This window comes from Marinobacter sp. 3-2 (genome assembly GCF_003751355.1).
GTDB lineage: Bacteria > Pseudomonadota > Gammaproteobacteria > Pseudomonadales > Oleiphilaceae > Marinobacter > Marinobacter adhaerens.
On record NZ_RJUQ01000013.1, the window covers coordinates 1082693 to 1103931 of the forward strand.

Below are 21239 nucleotides of genomic sequence, written 5' to 3' on the forward strand. Positions count from 1 at the left end.
TCAGCCTGGTCTCAGCTGTGGGACTTGTCCCGGGGCTTGTCTTCGGCCGCCGCTTGTTGCTGTGGCTGCTCCCCTTCCTTGCCTTCCAGGGATTCCTGGTTCTCGGCCTTGGAGTCCTCATCGCTCATGGACTTCTTGAAGCCGCGAATGGCACCACCGAGGTCGCTGCCGATGTTGCGAAGCTTCTTGGTTCCGAACAACAGAATGACAATGCCGAGTACGATAAGTAATTGCCAGATGCTGATACCCATTACGGGGTCCTCGTTTTAGTGTTTCTGTTCAATGACATTGTACGTTACCAGAACCGTTACGCGGAAACCCCTTTAGAGGTATTACCGCTCACTTGTTCCTCGACGCTTTTTCTTCCAGGCCTGACAGGTCGAACCGGCTGGCCAGTTCGTCCAGGATGTCCTTCGGGCCAAGGCCCAGTCTCGACAGCATGACCATGCTGTGGAACCAGAGGTCGGCGGTTTCATAGACCACGTCCCGGGTTTCCCCGGAATGCTCTGCGTCCTTGGCTGCCAGCAGGGTTTCCGTGCACTCTTCCCCCACTTTTTCCAGGATCTTGTTCAGGCCCTTGGCGTGGAGGCTGGCTACATAGGAGGTTTCCGGGTCTGCCTCTTTCCTGGCCTCCAGAACCCTCGCCAGGTTTTCCAATACATCGCTCACAGTCCGTGCTCCTCAGTTGCTGCCGTAAATAGTGCCGGGGTCCTTGATCACCGGGTCAACGCTGACCCACTGACCGTCTTTCAAAGTCCGGTAGAAGCAGCTGCGTCTGCCAGTATGGCAGGCGATGCCGCCTTTTTGTTCTACTTTCAGCAGGATGACGTCCTCGTCGCAGTCCAGTCGAATGTCCCGGATGACCTGTTGGTGCCCCGAGGTTTCCCCTTTGCGCCAGAGCTTGCCCCGGGAGCGCGACCAGTATACGGCGTGCCCTTCTTCGGCGGTCAGCCTGAGCGACTCGCGGTTCATCCAGGCCATCATCAGGATGTCGCCGGTGTCGGCGTCCTGGGCGATGGCCGGAACCAGGCCGTCCTCTGTCCAGCGAATGGCATCCAGCCAGTCAGGGGTCTCGACGTTATCCGAGCTATTTTGCATTTTTGTGAATCCTGAAATCTTTATCGGTTATCGGCTGCCCCGGAGCATGAGCCCGCCGGCGACGGCAAACAGGGCCCAGCTCCAGGCAGGCACGCTTTCAATCCACTGCCGGCTCTCGGGCTGAGTGCCCAGAAAGCCGCCGGCAATGAGCAGTACCGCCAATGTCGCCCGCCGCCAACGCCGCTCGGTACGGATCTGCTGCTCCCGGAGCAACGCCAGTGTTGCCCGGTTCTGGGGCTCGGTGGGCCCCGCCTGCCGCAGTTGCAAGAGCGCATCGTGCACCAGCTGGGGCATTTCCGGCGACTGTTCCAGCCAGGAGGGAAGGTGCGACTGCAGCGACTTGATCAGCCCCGAAGGGCCAATGCGTTTGCGCATCCAGGTCTCGAGGTAGGGTTGCGCGGTGCTCCACAAATCCAGATCCGGATACAGCTGTCGGCCCAGACCTTCAACGTTCAGGAGGGTTTTCTGCAGCAGAACGAGCTGGGGCTGCACTTCCATATTGAACCGCCGTGCCGTCTGGAACAGGCGCAACAGGAAGTGGCCGAACGAGATATCCTTCAACGGCTTCTCGAAGATGGGCTCGCAAACAGTACGTATGGCCGCCTCAAACTGGTTCACTGGCGTGTCGGGCGGTACCCAGCCGGACTGAATATGCAGCTGCGCAACCTGCCGATAATCCCGGCGGAAAAAGGCCAGAAGGTTTCGGGCAAGATAGCTCTGGTCATCCGGTGCCAGGGTGCCAACGATGCCGAAATCGATGGCGATATATCGGGGATCCGAGGGATTGGACGTATCCACAAAGATGTTGCCCGGATGCATGTCGGCATGGAAGAAGCTGTCCCGGAACACCTGGGTAAAGAAAATTTCCACGCCTTTTTCAGCCAGTACCTTCATGTCGACGCCGGCGGCCTTCAGAGCCGCAGTATCGGCAATGGGGATGCCGTGAATCCGCTCCATCACCAGCACGGATTTGCGGGTGTAGTCCCAGTCGATAAAGGGAATGTAGATCAGCGAGGAGTTTTCGAAATTCCGGCGCAGCTGGCTGGCGTTGGCGGCCTCGCGCTGGAGATCCAGCTCATCGTGAATGGTGGAATCGTAGTCGGCTACCACTTCCACCGGGTGCAGGCGCTTGCCTTCGGACCAGTATTTTTCCAGCAGGCCAGCCATCAGGTACATCAGGGCCAGATCCTGACGGATTACCTTCTCTATGCCCGGTCGCAGAACTTTCACAACTACCTTCTGGCCGTTGCGCAGGGTGGCTGCATGCACCTGGGCAACCGATGCCGAGGCAAGCGGGTCCGGACTGAATTCGGCAAACAGGTCCGAAACCGGGGCACCGAGGGAGGTTTCGATAATGCTCCGGGCTTCATTGCTCGGGAACGGCGGTACCCGGTCCTGGAGATTCTTCAGGGATTCCGCCATGTCGTCCGGCAGAAGATCCCTTCGGGTCGAGAGGATCTGGCCAAACTTTACGAACACGGGGCCCAGTTCCTCCAGCGCCAGCCGAAGGCGGTCGCCACGATCGAGCTTCGGTTGCGGGAACAGGTGCCAGGGCGCCAGCAGGAAAAACACCTTCAGGGGCGCGGGCAGCTCTGCGATAGGCAGGAACGTGTCCAGCCGGTAGCGGCAGAATACCCAGGCAATTCGGAACAGGCGTTGCAGGCGGGTCACAGGTTCTCCGATTCGTCAGTCTTGCCGCGGTTTTCAATCAGATTAAGCCGCGCTTCCAGTCTTTCCGTGCGCAGGTTCAGTTCGTCGATATCCTCGAACGTAGCTTCCAGCTCCCGCCGACCGGGCAGGGCGCGACTTTCCTCGTGCACATACTCCTCGATGTTGGCATTCAGGGACTGAAAGGCCTGTCGACTCCATCGGATAGCGCCGCGAACCCGTTGGCCCAGAAAGTGCGCCGGCACATCGCCGATGTGCCGGGCCATGGCGGCTTCCCAATCCGGTTCAAGCTGGTTCAGGGCTCGTTGCAGCTGATGGGCCAGCGCTGTGTCGCCGGTCACGTCAAGACGGCCGTCGGCAAAGACCCGGTCATCGCCGGTGGCCAGCGCTGCAAAGGCGATGGGTTTGCCGGTGATCTTGAGCGCTGGCTGTTCGACCGGCTGGCTGCCGACGCGGACGCGGTTTCCGGCCCGGTCCAGGGTGTAGGTCAGGGCAATCGGGTCGGTGATATTGAACTGAACCGGCCCCGCCAACGCTTCCATCAAGGCACTATGCCCCGCCGGATCCAGTTCCAGTGCCCGGTTCAGGGCACTTTCCAGGATAGCGGAGACAGCGGAAAGCAGGGTGGGGCCGGGAAACATCAGGGCTTGATTCCCACGTGCAGGGCGACGATACCGCCGGTCATGTTGTAGTACTTGCAGTTCACCAGGCCGGCGTTCTCCATCATGCCCTTGAGGGTGTCCTGGTCGGGATGCATGCGGATGGATTCAGCCAGGTACTTGTAGCTTTCACTGTCGCCGGCGATGAGCTGGCCCATCAGGGGCAGGGCGGAAAACGAGTAGGTGTCGTAGGCCTTGCTCAGCAATGGATTGGTCGGCTTGGAAAATTCGAGGATCATCAGCTTGCCGCCGGGCTTGAGAACCCGGGTCATGTCGCGCAGGGCCTGGTCTTTATCGGTGACATTGCGCAGACCGAAGGCGATGGATACCGCATTGAAGTTGTTGTCCGGAAACGGCAGATGCTCAGCATCTGCCTGTACGTATTCAATGTTGCCGGCATAGCCGCGATCGGTCAGCCGGCTGCGGCCCACCTGCAGCATGGAGGCATTGATGTCGGCCAGCACCACTTTCCCGGACGGACCCACAAGGTCTGAAAACTTCATGGTGAGATCGCCAGTGCCGCCGGCAATGTCCAGCACCTGGTGGCCGGGACGCACGCCCGAAAGCTCAATGGTGAAACGTTTCCAGAGCCGGTGAATTCCCATGGACATCAGGTCATTCATGAGGTCGTACTTGCCCGCCACACTGTGGAACACCTCGGCCACCTGGCTCGCTTTCTGGCTCTTGGGCACATTGCGGAAACCGAAATGGGTTACGTCGTCCTGGCCGTTGCTGTTTGCGACCTGGTTGGCTGGCGTTTGCTGCTCGCTCATGGGGCATGTCCTGTCAGAATCTGAACCCCGTATTCTAACCGCTGACGGGGTTGCTACAAGGGTGGCGGTGAGTTAAATAGCGCCCTAAACTGTAAATCTATCCAAATCCGAGAGAAAACCGCTTCATGTCTGTAATTGATGTACATCGCCCGCACACCCTGGATCAAGAACACGCAAGGCAGGCCGCAGAATCCCTTGCCAAAGACCTGTCCAGTCAGTTTGACGTGCATTATGAGTGGGAAGGCGACCACCTGAAGTTCAAGCGCAGTGGCGTCAAGGGGCACCTGAACATCACGCCGACAGACCTGCACATTCACCTGGAGCTGGGCATGATGCTGCGGCCCTTCAAATCGCGGATCGAGCAGGAAATCCACTCCCAGCTGGACCAGATCATCAAGGCCTGAGCCAGCCAACTATCCCCGGCTCAGAGGTTTTCCGGCAGGCTGAACGGGTCCGGGTGATGGTCGAGAATGTTGCGCATCACCCGCTGCTCCCGGGAAACCAGCCGGTCGATCAGTAGCTCCACATCATCCATCTTCCGGAAGGCGGAATAGCCCCGGTGCAGGAAGCTGTGCAGATCCGTCAGATCGGCCATCTCTGCCGGGCCCCGGGTCATCGATAGCAGCCATCCAAGGGTGCGGTTGCGGACATAGCGATCAAGTTGCTGGCCAACGTCTGCCACCAGGGTAATCTGTTTCTCTCTCTGCGCCAGCCGTCGGCTCTCCCGGTAGGCGGCACAATAGGCGCCCGTGGTGATTGCCCGCGCAGACACACCCTGTTGATGGAACAGTTCGGCGAGCTCCAGGTCCAGCTGCTGGGTGATCAGGTTCAGTTCCACGAGGCCGGCGAAGGTGTCCAGCAGATTATCTGGCAACCACTTCACCATTTTGGGAAACACCCGATCAATATTGTCGTCCCGGCGGGTCATGCCGGCCGGGGCATAGAGGTCGGTCAGCAGAAATTCAAGGCCGTGGTGATATCCGGGATGGCGATAAAGATCCTCATGGGTCGACTTCAGCCGCTCCGCCTGCCAGTCGGCGACGGAGACGGCGTGTTCCATAAGCGGATGCTCGGCTTTCAGGCGCCGGAAATCATGGTAGTCCAGAAGCAGTTGCTGCAGCCGGCGAGCGCTTTCAGAGCGGGCTTCGGTAGCGACGAGGCGCTCACGGTACATGGGCGATGGCTCCACTAAACCTGAGGAAAAGAGCGTAGTTTAGCGGAGCTGCAGTGGTCTTGCAGCAGGGTGCAAACCGGGCGTCAGCCCTGCGCGGCTGTCGGGAGCGTTTCGAACCCCGGAACCCATTCCTTGCTGTCCAGCGTAATGAAGTGGCTCGGTGCCTCGGTTTCCACGATGCGCATGGTGGTCGGGCTCTGGCGGGCGCTGGCCAGCATGGATGAGCGATCGAGAATGCGATCCACGGCAGGGATCAGGAAGGTGCCGTGGCGCACATGACTGTAGACACTGCTGTCCGTCCGCGCCATCCAGTCCATGATGTTCTCGATGTTACGAACAATTGTCAGGTGATCCTTGGTGGCTGAGAACAGCTTGCTCAACAGCTGCTTCTTGCGCGGGTTCATCTTGCCGAAAAAGGTCTGGCCATAGGCTGACGACGGAGCGCTGTTGATCAGCCGGATCAGCCAGGGCCACATGCCGTGACTGACCGGTTCCAGAATGGTGGTTACCAGAGCTGAGAGCTTGCCGTTGGGGAGTACCGGTGCCTCCAGAACCACTTCCACGTCATCATAGAGCTCGGGCCATTGCTTGATGGCCTCGAGAATGACCGCTCCGCCACGGGAATGTCCATGAACCCGGATGTTCTGAGTAGTCGGTAGGCTGGAGAGCGCCTGGTTAAGAATGCAGGCGTCGTACTCGATCGTGCCTTCCAGCTGCTTGATCGGCACTTCCCATTCCGGCGTCTCCGGCGTAACGCCGTTTACCGGGATGTGGTAGTTACTGCAGGTGAGCAGGATCAGTTCAGTGGTCGGCGCTTCATAGGCCTGGGTGAAGTAGCAGTGATTTTCCAGAAAGCCGTGCACGCCAATTACGGTCTGCTCCGCTTTGCCGCTGTGGTTGCGAACGGAAACAGCGCCCTTGCCGACGCGATACACATGCCCGGAAAACATTTCCGAGTAGGCGCTTTCAATCGGTTTGATCAGCTTGCGAACATGGCTCGCTTTCATAACTGTTCTCCCACCCAGCACGGCAATGGCCTGTTGTTGGAATTTGGTTGTGCTGGTAAGCCTTTTGTACCCCGATCATCTCGTTATGTTACTGGCTCTGAGTACGGATTTTTTGATGTCTCAGGGCCAATCGATCACGGATCGGCAGTGTTTAATAACCATTGCACCAAGGCTTATAACCAGTATAGGACTGAACAGTTACTCACGTGTAATTTTTTGTAACAGTGTGCGCTGGTGCCGCATATGGAGACGGCGCGGCTTGTCTGGCACAATGCGGAGTTCGGTTTTTACTTAGGGCGCCTCCTGCTTGGCATTGGATCCAGGGCCCCTTTCTTCATTACTTCTCCAGGGACGTTCGGGTTTGAGTCACGAGCAATCGCATCTCCTGCTACCTGCTGATTCGGCCTGGCTGGCCCTGGAGCGCCCGGAAAACCCCATGACCATCACCGTGATGTTGCGGGTTGATGGGCTCACTGCGCCCCGTTTCAGGGAGTTTCTGCGGGTGTACTGGATGGCCTGGGAGCGTTTCCGGTACATGCCCGTCAAGCGCTCACCTGCCTGGTGGTGGGAGCAGGATCCGACGTTTGATGTTAGCCACCACCTTGATGTGGTTGTGGATCGTTTCACGCCCGACAGCCTTCAGGAATGGGTGTCCGCGCGTCTGAACCAGCCTCTGCCCATGTATCGCCCGCGCTGGAAATTCTGGCTTGCGCCCAATGCCGAGGGTGGGGCGGTGCTACTGCTGCGCATTCACCACTGTTACGCCGATGGCCTGTCTCTGCTGGGCATCTTTGACCGACTGTGCCCATCCTCTCCCCAGCAGCATCCCGCCATTTACGGCGCCCCCGAAATCGCGGAGCTGTCACGCTGGACGGCTGCGGCAAAGGCCTGGTTCGGGCAACTGATGGCATCCGAAGAGCCTTCTGAAGAATCCCACGGTGCTGGCAATGCAGACCGGTCCGCCGGTAATCAATGGCAGGACGCGGGTCGCTTGCTGGAGCGGGTCGCCAAGAAGAGCCTGAAGCTGGTCAATGAATTTTCGGAGTTCCTGGTGGAGCCGGAAGACACGGCGACGGATCTCAGGCAGCCGCTGCTGGGGAGGCGACATTGTCGCTGGTCCGAGCCGGTGCCCCTCGACCGCTTCAGAAACATTGCCCGAGCTACCAATGTAACCATCAACGATGTGTTGTTGAGCTGTGTGGCGGCGGCTGTGCGCACCCGCCTGGGCATTGAAGGCGAGGACCTCGATGAAGCCGTGCTGCATGCCGCCGTACCGGTGGATATTCGCAGTCGCCTGCCCGAGGAGCTCAAGCCTGCACCCGGCGCGCTGGGCAACTATTTTGGCACCGTGTTTGTACCCTTGCCGGTGGATGGTGAAAGTCCCCTCGAGCGACTTTTCCGCATCAAGCACGAAACCCGCCGTCTTAAGAAAAGCTGGCAGCCCGGCATTGCCTGGGGTCTCGCGGCCAGCGCCACGATTGTTCCAGAGCCTTGGCGGGAGCCGTTGGCCGAGGTGTTCTACCGCAAGGCCAGTGCCGTGGTGTCCAACGTACCGGGAACTCCGGAGGCCCGGTATATTGCCGGCTGCCGGATAACCGAACAGATGTTCTGGGTGCCCCAGGCCGGGGATATCGGTCTGGGCATCAGCATTGTCAGCTACGCCGGCCAGGTCCAGTTTGGCGTGGTTGCCGATGAGGCCGTCATGGCCGATCCCGAAGACTTCCTCAACGACTGCCTGCAGGAACTGGCCCAGTTCCCCGGCGACTGATCCGCCGGGTCGTACTCCCAAAGTTTCAATTCAAGTGCCTCCCAAATGAGCAGAAAACCTGCTCCGTCGAAGCATTTTCCCCCTCACTCGCATCACCGACCATGGAATTCAGGCGACAGACCGCGCCTGGGGCGTCCGGATGATCCGGGCCTCCGATCCCAGATTTCCAAAAACAACCGGGGGAACTATGAAAAACAATAACGTCAGAAAGTCAGGGTTAGCGATTGCCATGGCAGCGGCCATGGGCGCCAGCGCAGGAGCCAATGCCGCTGTTGAGCTGTATAACCAGGACGGCACCAGCTTTTCGGTGGATGGCTACTTCAACGCATTCTACGTAAACCGTGACGACAAGCAGAACGACGTTCGGGATTCCCGCATCAAGATGGGCTTCCTGCCGAACACCATCGGCTTCAATTTCAGCAAGGATATGGGTGATCTGACCCTGGGCGGACGTTCTTCGTTCTGGACCACCATCAATGACAGTCTTGATTCACCCACAGACACCGCCATCGACGTGCGTCAGTTCTATGCCACGGTAGACGGCGATTTTGGTCAGGTGCTGATTGGTAAGGACTTCGGCCTGTATGCCCGCTCCAACATTTTCCTCGACGAAATCCTGATGGGATTCGGTTCCCCGGGCGTTGCCGGTGGCGTTTCCTTCGGCAATATCCGCGCAGGCTATCCGTACCCGACACCCTCCGCCCAGATTACCTATCGCTCGCCGGATATGAGCGGCCTCAAAGTCGCCGCCGGCGTGCTGGATCCCGCCGATACGGTGACCGGCGCCAACGATGAAAACGCCGCACCACGCTTCGAGTCCGAGGTAACCTATAACGCCAACCTGAACGACGTGGCCCTGACCGGCTGGGTGAACGGCCGCTACCAGTCTGCCGAGAACGGCACGACAACCGTCGACAGCACAGGCCTCGGGTACGGCATCAAGGCGTCGGTCGCGGGACTGACCCTGGCCGCTTCCGGTTTTACCTCCAAGGGTGACAACCCGGTTCTGATCGGCAACGGTGCGGTGACAGAAGACGATGCCGATGGCTTTCTGGTTCAGGGCTCTTATGCCTTCGGCGCCAATCGCGTCGTGCTTTCCTACGGCGAGACGGATGCTGAAATCCTGAACCTGGAAACCGAGAGCACAACGCTCGGGTTCTTTCACGATGTAAACAGCAACTTCAAGCTGGTTGCCGAGTACAACATGTACGAAGACAACAACCGCACCACCGGTGCAACCACCACTGAGGCGGACACCATCGCCCTTGGCGCCATCGTGATGTTTTAAGCCCTACCTGGCGTTGCGGGTGGCAGGAGGCCTCTCGCTGCGCTGGTTTGTCTAAGACTAAAGTGCCGGTTTGCCTTGAGGCAAACCGGCAGCGCCACCAGGCATTGATTCAGGAGGCAGTTTAATCAATGGCTTATGAACATTTTGGCGCGCCTATTAAAAGCACTGAAGTCGCATTGGCTGCGTTTACGGATGCCGTAGAATCGGTGAAAAGTCATCCGTTTTCGGGAACCGCGTTTATGAAGCCAGCGACGACCCTGCCTGCGGTCCGGGTAGCGAGCTCCAGCGTTCGCGATCCCATGTTGGCCGCCACCAATCTCGCCAGCCAGCTCAGCCACGAGCATCTTGGCTGTGTACTCTTCTTCTGTTCTGCGGAATACGACCTGGGTCGACTTGGTAGTGCCCTTGAGCACAGTTTTCAGGGTGTGCGCGTCTGCGGCTGCACTTCGGCCGGGGAGATCACTCCGGACGGCTACGGACGTGGATGCATCACCGCCATCGGCTTTGACAGCCGCTATTTCGCCATTGATTGCGCGCTGATCCGGGAGCTGGACCGATTCACCCTGCAGGATGCCCAGGGGGTAATCGACGGCCTGCTTTCGACCTGCCGGGATGCCAGACTCGCGCCGGTCAAAGGCAACACCTTTGCCATCACGCTGCTGGACGGCCTGTCCAGCCGTGAAGAGCTGGTGCTGGCAACGCTCAACTCGGCCCTTGGCACCATTCCCCAGTTTGGCGGTTCTGCCGGCGACGATGAGCGTCTGGCCAACACCCACGTGTTCTACGATGGCCAGTTCCATACCGGAGCTGCCACGGTGTTGCTGGTAAATACACCGCTGGATTTCCGGGTATTTTCCACGCATCACATGGTCGAACGCAGTGAAAAGCTGGTGGTGACGGACGCCTGCGCGGAAAGCCGCACGGTATTCGAGCTTAATGCAGAGCCGGCGGCCGATGCCTATGCCCGAGCCGTTGGCGTGGATGTCGAAGCACTGGATCGAAAGGTGTTCGCGCTGCGGCCCATGGGGGTGAAAATCGGCGGCCACTATTTTGTCCGCTCGGTGCAGCGGGTGAACCCGGACAAGAGTCTGACTTTCTATTGCGCCGTGGAAACCGGAATCGTGATGACGGCCATGGAGCCGGAATCCCTGCTGGACAGCGTTCGTACCCAGATAGAAGCCGCAGAACGGGTTGTGGGGCCACCTCTGGTGACCATCGGCTGCGATTGTTTCCTGCGCAGGCTGGAGGCTGAACTGACCGGGGAGGTGGAAGCGGTCTCGCAGTTCCTCCGCCACCACAATGTAATTGGCTTTAACACGTACGGCGAGCAGTTCGACGGTATGCACATCAACCAGACGTTTACGGGGGTGGTCATTGGCCAGCCTGATGTCCGTTCCGGACAAGATTGAAACACCCGTTGAAGACAGGCGGGATCTCCGGATTGCCGAACTTGAGGCGGAGAACGAGCGCCTGCGGCGGATTCGCGATGCCCTGATTGTCCGGGTGGAGTCCGGCTCTGCCCACAAGCCGGAGCCCTACGCCGCCTTCGAGCACTCGGTGGTGCTTGCCGAGCAGGTTCGGGAGCGGACCGAGGCACTGAACCAGGCCATGGAGCAGCTCAAGGGCAGCAACAAGGCCCTGAACCGGGCCCGGGAAGAAGCCGAGACAACCCGCCAGAGATTGAGCGATGCCATCGAGAGCATTGCCGACGGTTTTGTGCTGTTTGATAACCGGCATTGCCTGATCCAGAGCAACAGCCGGTTCCGGAGCTACTGGCGCCATGCCGGTGTTGACGCGCCGGGCCAGGGTACCCGGATTTCAGATGTAAAGCGGCAGGCGGTGGCCTGCGGTCTGGTCCTGGAGGAACACAGCCATCCGGATTCGGAAGGCGTGGTGTTTCTGCTGGCCAACGGCCGCTGGGTTCAGGTTACCGAGAGACCGACCCGGGAAGGTGGGTTGGTGGTGCTCTATTCCGACATCACCGATGTGAAGAACAGCGAAATGGCCCGCCGGATCAAGGCGCTCGAAGAAAGCGAGCGCTGGATCCGGGTGGTGACCGACCATGTTCCCGCGCTGATTGCCTATATCGGCGCCGACATGACCATCCAGTTCTGCAACAAGGTCTATGAGTCATGGTACGGGCGCAAAGGCGAATCGCCCCTTGGCAAACGTCTTAACGAGGTGCATTCGCCGGAGTTTTACCAGCGACTGCTTCCCCAGATTCTCGATGTCATGGACGGCCACAACGTGACGTTCGAATTCGAGGAGACCGGTGAGCAGGGTGAGGTACGCCACATGCTGCGTTCCTACGTGCCGAATTTCGATGAGCAGGGCGATATCATCGGTTTCTTCGTGCTGATACGGGACATCACCGACCGCCGCAAGACCGCTCTGGCCCTGGAGCAGGCCTATGACAACCTCGAGCGACGGGTGAAGGAGCGCACGGCAGCCCTGACCGGCCTGAACAACCAGCTGCGCCAGGAAATCACCGAGCGGGCGGCTGTGGAAGCGCGCCTTCGGGATGCCAAGCTCGAGGCCGAGCGGGCCAACCTCTCAAAAACCAAGTTCCTGGCGGCCGTCAGCCACGACTTGCTGCAACCTCTGAATGCCGCACGGTTATTCACCAGTGCGCTGCTGGAACAGTCGTTCGGGCCCAAGGCTGAAGGCCTGGTTCGATCGGTGAGCACCTCTCTGGATGACGTTGAAAACCTGCTGGGCACCCTGGTTGATATTTCCAAGCTCGATGCCGGCGTGATCAAACCGGATGTCACCGCCTTTGACCTTCGGGACCTGCTCAATAATATCGCACGGGAATTCCGCCAGATGGCCATGGCCGAGGGGCTGCAACTGGACTTTATTGCCAGCTCCGCGATTGTCGAGTCCGATTCCCAGTTGCTGGCGCGGATTCTCCGGAATTTCCTCACCAACGCCATTCGCTACACTGGCAACGGCCGGATCCTGCTTGGCGTTCGCCGACAAAAGGATCATGTGCTGTTGCAGGTTTGGGATACCGGCCCGGGTATTCCCGAAGACAAACTCACCGAGATCTTCCAGGAGTTCAAGCGTATTCGCCCCGCCGGCTCACAGCCCGATAAAGGCCTGGGGCTCGGTCTGGCCATCGTCGACAAAATATCCCGAATGCTGGGGCACGAGGTGACGGTGAATTCCATCGAGGGCAGGGGGTCAGTCTTCAGCGTCCGGGTCCCCGTCGGAAAGCTGAAGCCCAGGCAAGCAGCGCCCGACCAGAACCGGGCCCTGTCTTTCGATAGCGGTCTGGGCGGGGCCCGGATCTGGGTGATCGACAACGACCAGTCTATTTGCCAGGGCATGCAAACCCTGCTCGAGGGTTGGGACTGCCAGGTAGTGACGGCAGTGTCCCTGGAGGATCTCGAGCGCCAGTTGGACCCTGCCAGCAGCGCGGTGGACCTGATCCTGGCGGACTACCATCTGGACAACGATGAAAACGGCGTTGATGTGGTTGCGGAGATAAATGGCCGCCGGAGATGTCCGGCGCCAGTGGTGATGATTACGGCTAACTACACCAACGAACTCAAGCAGCATATCCGCGAACTTGGGCACCTGCTGATGAACAAGCCGGTGAAGCCTCTGAAGCTGCGCAGTGCGCTGAGTCATCTACTGAGAAGCTGAAGGCGGTCTCATACGAAAAGGGTCAGATGAACATGTCACCTGACCCTTTTTTTAGCCTGTGAAGTCCTGAACTTATTACCGCTTCAGATACTGACTGAAATCTACATCGCTGGCAGACAGAATCGCCTGCACCCGGTTGTGAACCCCGAGCTTGCGTAGGATTGCGGAAACATGGGCCTTCACCGTGGTCTCGGCGATGTTCAGGTTATAGGCGATCTGCTTGTTGGATTCGCCCTTGGACATGCGCTCGAGCACCAGCAGCTGCCGACGTGTCAGTGAGTTGAGCAGCTCCGGTGAAATCGGGTTGTCTTCATTGCGGCCACGACGAGTATTACTCTCCTTGCCGGTTCGGATGATGTCCGAGGGCAGGTAGACATTGCCGTTCAGTATCTGCTGGATGGCCTCGGTCATCTGGGCCCTGGGCGAGGACTTGGTAATGAAGCCGCAGGCGCCGTAGGTAATGGCCTGCAGTACTACCTGTTTGTCTTCCTCGGCAGAGACAATCACCACCGGAATGGTCGGGGCTTCGTTGCGCAACGTGATCAGACCGTTGAGACCATGCATGCCGGGCATGTTCAGGTCCAGCAGGATCAGGTCCAGGTCGTCATTCTCACGGGTAATGTCGAGAGCGCTGTCCAGATCGTCGGTTTCGATGATCTCGCTGCCCTCAAAGCCAGAGGCGATAACGCTGCTGATGGCTTCCCGGAACAGCGGGTGGTCGTCGGCAATCAGGATCTTGTAAGCCGGCTCCATGGATGGGTCTACCTGTTTGTTTTCAGTGTCGGGAATGGCTTCCGAATCATGATAACGGTTTTCGGAAGAGAGTGCGGCATCGAGCTCGTTCAGCATAGCGGCCTCCTGTGCAGAGAATCGCCGGAGTCGGAGTCGATCCTCTGTTTATTATTGTGATGGTTTCATTACACGCCATCCTGGTGTCGGGTTGAATGCGACCATCGCACCAAAAAACAGGCACCAAAGTACTATTCTTGCCGGGCTGTGGGCTTCGTATGGTGGAGCAATGAGCCTACAACCAACAATAACTCCAGTCTCCCAACCCTCTCTTGCCGATCGCTGGATCAAAAAGGGAGTGACCGCCCTGGTGTGTCTTATCTTCAGCCTCGCAGGTGGTGCCCAGGCCGGGGAGGGAGCCTCTGAGCTGCCCGTACTGTCCGTCAGCGTATTGCAGTTCGGCACGGCCCACTGGGAGCTTGACCATATCCTGCATCGGGAACTGGATCGGGAGAATGGCTATCGGCTGGACCTGAAACCGGTGGCCAACCTGCCGGCCTCCAGGCTCGCGGTCACCAGCGGTTCGGTGAATGGCGCAGTGGCCGACCTGCTGTGGGCGCAGTCCAGGTTTCAGGCAGGAGCGCCCTACCTTTATGTGCCTTTTTCATCCCAGATCGGCGATATCGTTGTCGCCGAGACTTCCCCGATCCGCTCGGTGGCGGATCTGGCGGACAAGCGCATCGGCGTAGCCGGCGGGCCGGACAGCAAGGGCTGGATACTGCTCCAGAAAGTCGCGGAGCGGCAGGGTATCAATCTGGACGAATCCGCAGAGATCCAGTTCGCTGCTCCGCCGCTGCTCAGCCAGGCTCTCAAGCGGGGACAGGTAGACGTGATCGTCACCTACTGGCATTTCGCGGCCCGTCTCCGGGGTGAGGGCGGCTGGCGGTCGGCCTTCAGCATGGCCGATCTGCTCACTGAGCTGGACCTGGATCGCAACCTGCCGGTGCTGGGTTATGTCTTCCCTGCGAATTGGGCGACCGATCATGGATCGTTGATAGATGGTTTCGCGGCTTCCCTTCAACAGGCCAAAGCCGAGCTGGCGGACAGTGAATCACCCTGGCAACGCTTGCGTCCCCTGATGGGTAATCCTGAAGAGGGCGTCTTCACGGCATTGCGCGAGGGCTTCGTCGCCGGCACGCCTGCGCCACAAACAGAACAGCGTATTGCAGACCTGCAGCGATTGATGACCCTCACAGGTGCCGACCCGGACCGCCTGATGCCCGCCAATCTGTTTTACCGGAGCCAACCGTGAAAGGCCCTACCGGCCGCCCGCCGCTCTGGAGCTACTGGATAGTTCTGCCCTCGTTTGTCATGCTCTGGGCGCTGACGGCGTGGCTGCTTCATTCGCCTCTGTTACCAACGCCGGTGAGCGTGCTGGATACCCTGGTTCGGGAATCAGCGTCCGGCGAACTCTGGCATCACCTGGGGGCGACCCTGGCCCGCGTGGTGGTCGCCTTTGTTCTGGCAATGGCGATTGGCACCGCCATCGGCATTGTGATGGGCCGGTCACAAACCACCAATGCCCTGTTCGATCCCCTGCTGGTGTTGTTACTCAACCTGCCGGCGCTGGTCACCATCATCCTTATGTACGTGTGGTTCGGCCTGGTGGAAGTGGCTGCCGTGATGGCGGTCGTGATCAACAAAGTGCCCAATGTTGCCGTTACCGTTCGGGAAGGCGCCCGCAGCCTCGACTACCGGCTTGAGGAAATGGCCACCGTTTACGAGTTCACCCGCTGGCAACGGTTGCGTGAGGTGTGGGTGCCGCAGCTGTTTCCCTACCTCATGGCCGCCACCCGGGGTGGTCTCGCCCTGATCTGGAAGATTGTCCTTGTAGTGGAACTGCTGGGGCGCTCCAGTGGCGTCGGCTTCCAGCTGCATATGGCGTTTCAGGTATTCGACGTGGCCGCGATTCTGGCCTACAGCCTGGCCTTTATAGCCGTGGTCCAGCTGATCGAGCTGGCCATCCTGCAGCCCCTCGAGCGTCGATCCAGCCGTTGGCGCCAGCCGGAGGCTGCTCATGCTTGAACTCAGAATCGCCGGCCGTGATTTCGGCCAGCCGGTGCTCGGAGAGGTATTCGCAACCGTTTCGCGAGGCGACCGCATCTGCCTGCTGGGGCCCTCGGGAATCGGCAAGACCACGTTACTGAACGCCATTGCCGGTCTCGACAAATCGGTTCCGGAAGACGCGGTTATCGGGCGCGACAAACTCCGGGTGGGCTACCTGTTTCAGGAGCATCGCCTGCTGCCATGGCGGACTTTACATGCCAATCTCAGGCTGGTTGGTGCCAGCGATGACGAGGCCGGGACGTTGCTGGGCCAGGTTGGCCTGGCCGGCTACGGCCATTATCTCCCGGACCAACTGTCACTCGGTATGGCCCGAAGAGCCGCCCTGGCCCGTTGCCTTGCGGTGAAGCCCGACTTGCTCTTGCTGGACGAGCCGTTTGCCTCGCTGGACCCCGTCATGGCCGGCGAACTGAAAGCCTTGATCGCCGGGATCCTGGACTCGCAACCGGATATGGCGATGATCTGTGTGACCCACGATGGTGGTGATGCAGAGATATTGGCCAATCGTCTGTGGTATCTCGACGGTAAGCCTGCGCGCCTTCAGTGGGATGATGCATTGGCAGAACCGGGGTTAGTCGATGGGCTTCTTGGGAAATTGCGTAACGTTGATTTAGCCGGTTCTTGGAATTAACAGATGAATCTTAAGGGGTAGGTTGGATTATGCTTCGCTAATCTGACTTGCCAGTTTTGGCGGTTTCCACGGAGTATGGGTGGTCAGCGGGGAGAAGGTTTCCAAAGCTGTGCGGAGCCAGGGATGGCGGAGCCCAAGCGTCACAGGGATGTGCCGTAAGGAGCGTGTTTTGGAAACCTTCTCCGCGCTGACCACTGGCACCAAATCAAGCCGGCTTGGAAGCCCCAAGTATCCTGGTGCGTTGGGGCCTGAAGCCTGCCGTGGCCAGTAGCGCCAGCACCGCCGTCACACCGGCGGTAATCCCGTAAGCCATCGGATTCCACTCCAGGTACAGCGAGAACCGGATCGCCTCCACCGCGTGGGTGAACGGATTGAACTGGCAGATCCAGTACAGCCAGGGGCTGGCCTCGTTCATGCGCCACAGGGGATAGAGCGCAGAGGACATGAAGAACATCGGGAAAATAACAAAGTTCATCACCCCGGCGAAGTTCTCCAGCTGCTTGATCCAGGTGCCGATCAGCAGGCCCAGAGCGCCAAGCATCAGACTGGTCAGAATCAGCGCTGGCAACACCGCGAGGTAACCCCATAGAGGTGGCTCCACATCCACCAGCAGTGCCAGCAGCAGGAACACATAGACCTGGCCAATGGACACCACGCCCATGGCCAGCAGTTTGGTGACCAGCAGGAACGGCCGGGGCAGGGGGCTCATCAGAAGCACCCGCATGCTGCCCAGCTCCCGGTCGTACACCATGGACAAGGCACCCTGCATGCTGTTGAAGAGGATGATCATGCCGCACAGCCCTGGGGCGATGTAGGTCTCGTAGGTGATGTAGGTTTCGTAGGGCGGGATGATGGAAATGCCCAGCACTGCCCGGAACCCGGCGGCGAACACCGCCAGCCAGAGCAGTGGCCGCACCAGGGCGCTGGCAAAGCGGGTGCGCTGCTGCCAGAACCGCAGCCACTCCCGGGTCTGGATGCCCACAAAACAGTGCCAGTAGTGTGCTGCCTTCATATCAGCCGGCTCCAGTCAGGGAATGGAAAGTTTCGGCCAGGTCCCGGGTGCCTTCGGCCTCGCAGATGGCCTGGCCGTTGCCGTCGGCCAGTAACTGGCCCTGGTGCAGGATCAGCACCCGGTCGTCAGTGCGAACTTCTTCGATCAGGTGAGTGGCCCAGAGCACGGTCAGGCCGTCTTCTTCGCACAGGGTACGCACGTGCTCGTTGAGCGCCTTGCGGCTTGCAACGTCCAGGCCCACCGTGGGTTCGTCGAGCAACAGCAGAGAGGGTTCATGCAGCAGAGCACGGGCAATTTCCACGCGCCGGCGGTGACCGCCATTGAGCTGGCGGACGGCATCGTTGGCCCGGTCCAGCAGGTTGAAGCGTTCCAGTTCCCGGTCACCGCGGGTGCGGGCTTCTTTGCGGGACAACCCGTGTAGCGCCGCATGATATTGCAGGTTCTGGCGAACGGTCAGATCCAGGTCCAGAGCATTCTGCTGGAACACCACGCCAATCTTGCGCATGGCCTCCGCCGGCTGTTTTTTCAGTGATTGGCCACCCAACCGAATATCACCCTGCTGCAGGGCCAGCAGCCGGGTGAGCAAACCAAAAAGGGTGGATTTACCCGCCCCGTTTGGCCCGAGCAGGGCGTGAAAACGGCCAGAGGTCAGCACAAAGCTGACCTCCCGGAGCACCGGCTTGTCGCCGTAACGAAAGCTGAGGTTGCTCGCTTCGATGGTCATGAAGTTGGATCGATGACCACACCCCAGGGGTAGCGGCCCACCTTGATGGATTTGATGACCTTCATGTCCTCCAGATTGATCACGGACACGTCCCCGGAAACGCCATTGGTGGTGTACAGATGCGTCTCGTCCTTGTCGAGATCCAGCTGCCAGACGCGTGCACCCACCAGCAGGTAATCCAGAACCTCATAGGTTTTTGCGTCGACTACCGCCACATGATTTGAGGGGCCAAGCGCCACAAACGCGTACTTGCCGTCAGACGTCAGCTCAATACCTACCGGTTGGACCCGATCCTGATTCACACCGGGCACTTTGAAGGACATCTCGTGGATCTGCTCCAGGTTGTCGACATCAATGATGTGCACGGTGCCGCCAATTTCCGCGGAGGCCCAGGCAATCTTGCTGTCCTTGCTGAACTCCACGTGGCGCGGACGCTGGCCCACTACGATGTTTTTCTCGATCTCGAAGGTCTCGGTGTTGATCCAGTGCAGCATGCTGGTGGTTTCGGAGGTGTTCACGGCCCACTTGCCATTCGGGCTCACCGCCATGCCCTCCGGCTCGATACCTACATCAATCTGGGCGAGTACCTCTTTGCTGTCGACATCCACCACGGTCACGATGGCGTCGTCCTCGTTGGCAATATAAAGATGCTTGTTGTTCGGATGCAGCGCGAACTGCTCCGGATCCTCACCGGAGGGCAGGGTGTCCACAACCTTGCGGGTGGCCAGGTCCAGCACCTGTACCGTGTCATCGTCGCTGGCGCAGATATACAGCTTGGTAAAGTCCTTTGACAGCAGGATGCCCCGTGGCCGCTGGCCCACATCGATGGTTTCAATCACCTCCTGGGTTTCGGTGTCGATCACCGACAGGGTGTTGTCCTTTTCGTTGGACACATAAGCCACGCTGGCCAGGGCCGGTGTCGACAGACCAATCATCGTGGCCAGGGCAGCTCGCTTGATCAGGGTTTTCATGGTGTAGCTCCTTTTTGTTGTATCCGGTAAGACGACATCGGGTTAGCCGTTGATCCGGCACTCGCTTTCCGGCCGGTCGAAACCAAGGGTGTCCATCTGGCTGTTGGGGTGGAGAAAGCCCTCGAAGGGGGCACGTGCCACCAGTCCCCGCGGATGAACCAGCGGAATTGGTTGTCTCAGCTGGCCATTCCAGTCGCGGAAGGTGAGCTTACGGCCCTTGAACGCAGCCAGTTGGAACTTGTCACTGAACAGGTAATTCCGGATCTCGGCGGGACTGGCGGAGTTCAGGTCGGTGATGGCGGTACCGATGGAGCGAACGGCTGTCCAGGCGGCGTAGTCCTCGCTGTTCATGTCCCTGCCTGCCAGCTCGCGAAAACGATTCTGGAGCTGCGCCGCCCCCCAGCTCTCCACCACCCGGTGCCAGGTAACGGGTGACATGCCCTGTGTACCCACCACCGGTCGCGGCAGCCAGGTATTGAAGGGCACGTACTCGCCAAAATCCCCGCGTACATCAGCAACTACCACAGCGTCGTAATCGCTGGCCTGGGTGAACAGCGGCAGCTCCTTCGAGGCGGTTCGGCGCAGGTCGGCGTCAAAGGTCCAGGGCTTGTCTTCGACGATCTCCAGCCCGAAGCGCTTCGCTGAACGGCGGAAGGCATCGGCCCAGCCTTTGTCGGCTTCGGTTGGCCCGGTAATCAGGAACACCTCATCCCAGCGTCGCTGGTTCAGCCACTGGCCGAGGGCATCGGTGAGCATCGAATAGCTGGGCATTGTGTGCAGCAGGTTCACGTGGCACTGGCCGGTGCGCAGGGCGTCGTCTTTGGCGCCAGCATTGAAGATCAGGGTGTTGTCGCCTGCTTTTTCCGAGAGGGTTTTCAGGGTCGAGGCCGGCGCGTTCACCACGAACAGGTCGAGACCGCTTTCGCGCATGGTCTCAAAGGCCGCGATAGCCGCTTCTTCGGTATCGGCAACGTCACTCTGGAGTGAGTAGGTCTGGCCCAGAAATTTACCGGTGGTGCTGTTGTCGTTCATGGCCAGTTCGGCACCCCGAAGGCCGGCATCGTCCGGCTCCGGGATCACGTTGGACAGAACCGGGCCCTGGTCCGGAATCCACTGTAGATAGCCAATCCGCACGTCCAGGGATTCCGCCTGCAGCGGGCATGCTGCTGCCATGGTGATTAATGAAGTGGCCGCTGTCCGGGACAGAAAAGACATGGGGTTCTCCGGTTTGTTGTTGTGCTTCCAGCTTATGGAAGGGGGAGAGGCCCGGAAATATTCAGAAAGTAGGAATCAGGCAGTACCAAAGGATGAGATTTCTTCTCGCAGACCAAAAATCTACTACCAAGGAACTAAACCAAAAACCTTAAAGTGGCATTCGGATTGGGCATCGGGATTCCTAGACTGGTAATCAGCAAGTTGGCAACTGACAAATCCAATAGCCAACCACGGGGAATCCAATAACAGAGGTAAGACCAATGGCAATGTCCTTTTCACTCAAAGCAATCGTGGCTTCGGCCATGTTTGGCCTGGCCGGCTTCGCTATCGCGCATGGCAATGTCACACCACAGGAAGTGGATACGGGCAATCTGCCGGAGCTGGGCGATGAGGTGCGCATCGAGAACCCCTTCCGCGAGGGCAATGAATTCGGCGAGTTCAACGCCCAGGCCGCGAAAATCGGCGAGAGTGCTTACGCTGGCAACTGCGCCGCGTGTCATGGCATCCGGGCGATGTCCGGCGGTCTCACGCCGGATCTTCGCGAATTGACCGAATGGGATGACGAGTACTACATCGGACGCGTTATGAACGGTACTGATCGCGGAATGCCGTCCTGGAAAAAGAGCATGGACCAGAACGCCATGTGGGCAATCCGCACCTATGTGGAATCCCTGCCCAAGCCAGAGTGATGAGCGCGGCTACTGTCAAAACGAGCGCCTGAATTCGGGTCGGCCATGTGCCGGCCCTTCG

General features: G+C 59.4%; 22 protein-coding genes. 9 read left to right on the forward strand and 13 right to left on the reverse strand.

Translation table 11 applies throughout. The annotated features are described in order from the left end of the window. Positions 1-11: 11 nt before the first annotated feature. The 6 genes from tatA to ubiE all read right to left on the reverse strand — a co-directional run bounded on the left by tatA (position 12) and on the right by ubiE (position 4198). Complete coding sequence (tatA, locus tag EDB94_RS12235) at positions 12-251, reverse strand: Sec-independent protein translocase subunit TatA (protein ID WP_014578405.1); 240 nt, start codon at positions 249-251, stop codon at positions 12-14. A gap of 88 nt (positions 252-339) precedes the next feature. Continuing rightward, on the reverse strand, positions 340-669 hold the full coding sequence (locus EDB94_RS12240; protein ID WP_014578404.1) for a phosphoribosyl-ATP diphosphatase: 330 nt from the start codon (positions 667-669) through the stop codon (positions 340-342). Positions 670-681: 12 nt separating this feature from the next. After that, entirely contained in the window at positions 682-1098 is a 417-nt protein-coding gene (gene hisI, locus EDB94_RS12245) for a phosphoribosyl-AMP cyclohydrolase (RefSeq protein WP_008170988.1), read from the reverse strand. A 27-nt stretch (positions 1099-1125) separates the two neighbouring features. Further along, positions 1126-2769 (reverse strand): ubiquinone biosynthesis regulatory protein kinase UbiB, encoded by a 1644-nt coding sequence (gene ubiB / locus EDB94_RS12250; protein WP_053113122.1) that lies wholly within the window; start codon positions 2767-2769, stop codon positions 1126-1128. Continuing rightward, positions 2766-3407, reverse strand: coding sequence for an SCP2 domain-containing protein (locus tag EDB94_RS12255; RefSeq protein ID WP_108018501.1), 642 nt, complete (start codon positions 3405-3407; stop codon positions 2766-2768). The genes ubiB and EDB94_RS12255 overlap by 4 nt, the downstream gene beginning before the upstream one ends. Further along, positions 3407-4198 (reverse strand): bifunctional demethylmenaquinone methyltransferase/2-methoxy-6-polyprenyl-1,4-benzoquinol methylase UbiE, encoded by a 792-nt coding sequence (gene ubiE / locus EDB94_RS12260; RefSeq protein WP_108018502.1) that lies wholly within the window; start codon positions 4196-4198, stop codon positions 3407-3409. Before ubiE ends, EDB94_RS12255 begins: the two co-directional genes overlap by 1 nt. A 125-nt stretch (positions 4199-4323) precedes the next feature. On the opposite strand from ubiE, the gene EDB94_RS12265 reads away from it, so the two are divergent. Further along, a complete protein-coding gene (locus EDB94_RS12265; protein WP_014578400.1) occupies positions 4324-4602 on the forward strand; it encodes a polyhydroxyalkanoic acid system family protein in 279 nt (92 codons plus the stop codon). Between the two features lie 20 nt (positions 4603-4622). On the opposite strand, the gene EDB94_RS12270 is transcribed toward EDB94_RS12265, so the two are convergent. Then, positions 4623-5372 (reverse strand): FFLEELY motif protein, encoded by a 750-nt coding sequence (locus tag EDB94_RS12270; RefSeq protein ID WP_108018503.1) that lies wholly within the window; start codon positions 5370-5372, stop codon positions 4623-4625. A gap of 83 nt (positions 5373-5455) precedes the next feature. Continuing rightward, a complete protein-coding gene (locus EDB94_RS12275; protein WP_108018504.1) occupies positions 5456-6379 on the reverse strand; it encodes an alpha/beta hydrolase in 924 nt (307 codons plus the stop codon). Positions 6380-6740: 361 nt separating this feature from the next. Here EDB94_RS12275 and EDB94_RS12280 point away from each other — a divergent pair, with 361 nt between their 5' ends. The 4 genes from EDB94_RS12280 (at position 6741) to EDB94_RS12295 (ending at position 13083) form a co-directional block, all read left to right on the forward strand. Then, on the forward strand, positions 6741-8147 hold the full coding sequence (locus EDB94_RS12280; RefSeq protein ID WP_108018505.1) for a WS/DGAT domain-containing protein: 1407 nt from the start codon (positions 6741-6743) through the stop codon (positions 8145-8147). 187 nt (positions 8148-8334) lie between these two features. After that, a complete protein-coding gene (locus EDB94_RS12285; protein ID WP_062786219.1) occupies positions 8335-9435 on the forward strand; it encodes a porin in 1101 nt (366 codons plus the stop codon). A 239-nt stretch (positions 9436-9674) separates the two neighbouring features. Then, complete coding sequence (gene nosP / locus EDB94_RS12290) at positions 9675-10844, forward strand: nitric oxide-sensing protein NosP (protein ID WP_062786416.1); 1170 nt, start codon at positions 9675-9677, stop codon at positions 10842-10844. Next, complete coding sequence (locus EDB94_RS12295) at positions 10822-13083, forward strand: hybrid sensor histidine kinase/response regulator (protein WP_108018581.1); 2262 nt, start codon at positions 10822-10824, stop codon at positions 13081-13083. Before nosP ends, EDB94_RS12295 begins: the two co-directional genes overlap by 23 nt. A 75-nt stretch (positions 13084-13158) precedes the next feature. Here the strand turns inward: EDB94_RS12295 and EDB94_RS12300 are convergent, their stop codons facing one another. After that, on the reverse strand, positions 13159-13836 hold the full coding sequence (locus tag EDB94_RS12300) for a response regulator transcription factor (RefSeq protein ID WP_041646379.1): 678 nt from the start codon (positions 13834-13836) through the stop codon (positions 13159-13161). Positions 13837-14101: 265 nt separating this feature from the next. Here EDB94_RS12300 and EDB94_RS12305 point away from each other — a divergent pair, with 265 nt between their 5' ends. From EDB94_RS12305 to EDB94_RS12315, 3 genes are read left to right on the forward strand one after another with little or no spacing between them, the layout of a single operon-like run. Beyond that, entirely contained in the window at positions 14102-15124 is a 1023-nt protein-coding gene (locus tag EDB94_RS12305) for an ABC transporter substrate-binding protein (protein ID WP_062786222.1), read from the forward strand. Between the two features lie 59 nt (positions 15125-15183). Continuing rightward, positions 15184-15897 (forward strand): ABC transporter permease, encoded by a 714-nt coding sequence (locus EDB94_RS12310; protein ID WP_108018582.1) that lies wholly within the window; start codon positions 15184-15186, stop codon positions 15895-15897. After that, complete coding sequence (locus EDB94_RS12315) at positions 15890-16567, forward strand: ATP-binding cassette domain-containing protein (RefSeq protein WP_108018507.1); 678 nt, start codon at positions 15890-15892, stop codon at positions 16565-16567. The genes EDB94_RS12310 and EDB94_RS12315 overlap by 8 nt, the downstream gene beginning before the upstream one ends. A 205-nt stretch (positions 16568-16772) precedes the next feature. Here EDB94_RS12315 and EDB94_RS12320 read toward each other — a convergent pair whose 3' ends face one another. The 4 genes from EDB94_RS12320 to EDB94_RS12335 are packed head-to-tail and all read right to left on the reverse strand — an operon-like array spanning position 16773 to position 20489. Then, positions 16773-17579: an ABC transporter permease gene (locus EDB94_RS12320; protein WP_108018508.1), complete on the reverse strand. Its 807-nt coding sequence runs from the start codon at positions 17577-17579 to the stop codon at positions 16773-16775. A 1-nt stretch (position 17580) separates the two neighbouring features. Further along, positions 17581-18303 (reverse strand): ABC transporter ATP-binding protein, encoded by a 723-nt coding sequence (locus EDB94_RS12325; protein ID WP_108018509.1) that lies wholly within the window; start codon positions 18301-18303, stop codon positions 17581-17583. Further along, positions 18300-19274, reverse strand: a complete 975-nt coding sequence (locus EDB94_RS12330; protein WP_108018510.1) for a YVTN family beta-propeller repeat protein — start codon at positions 19272-19274, stop codon at positions 18300-18302. The genes EDB94_RS12325 and EDB94_RS12330 overlap by 4 nt, the downstream gene beginning before the upstream one ends. 42 nt (positions 19275-19316) lie before the next feature. Further along, positions 19317-20489, reverse strand: a complete 1173-nt coding sequence (locus EDB94_RS12335) for an ABC transporter substrate-binding protein (RefSeq protein ID WP_181259034.1) — start codon at positions 20487-20489, stop codon at positions 19317-19319. Positions 20490-20749: 260 nt separating this feature from the next. Here EDB94_RS12335 and pedF point away from each other — a divergent pair, with 260 nt between their 5' ends. Continuing rightward, complete coding sequence (gene pedF / locus EDB94_RS12340; protein WP_053113110.1) at positions 20750-21178, forward strand: cytochrome c-550 PedF; 429 nt, start codon at positions 20750-20752, stop codon at positions 21176-21178. Positions 21179-21239: the final 61 nt, after the last annotated feature.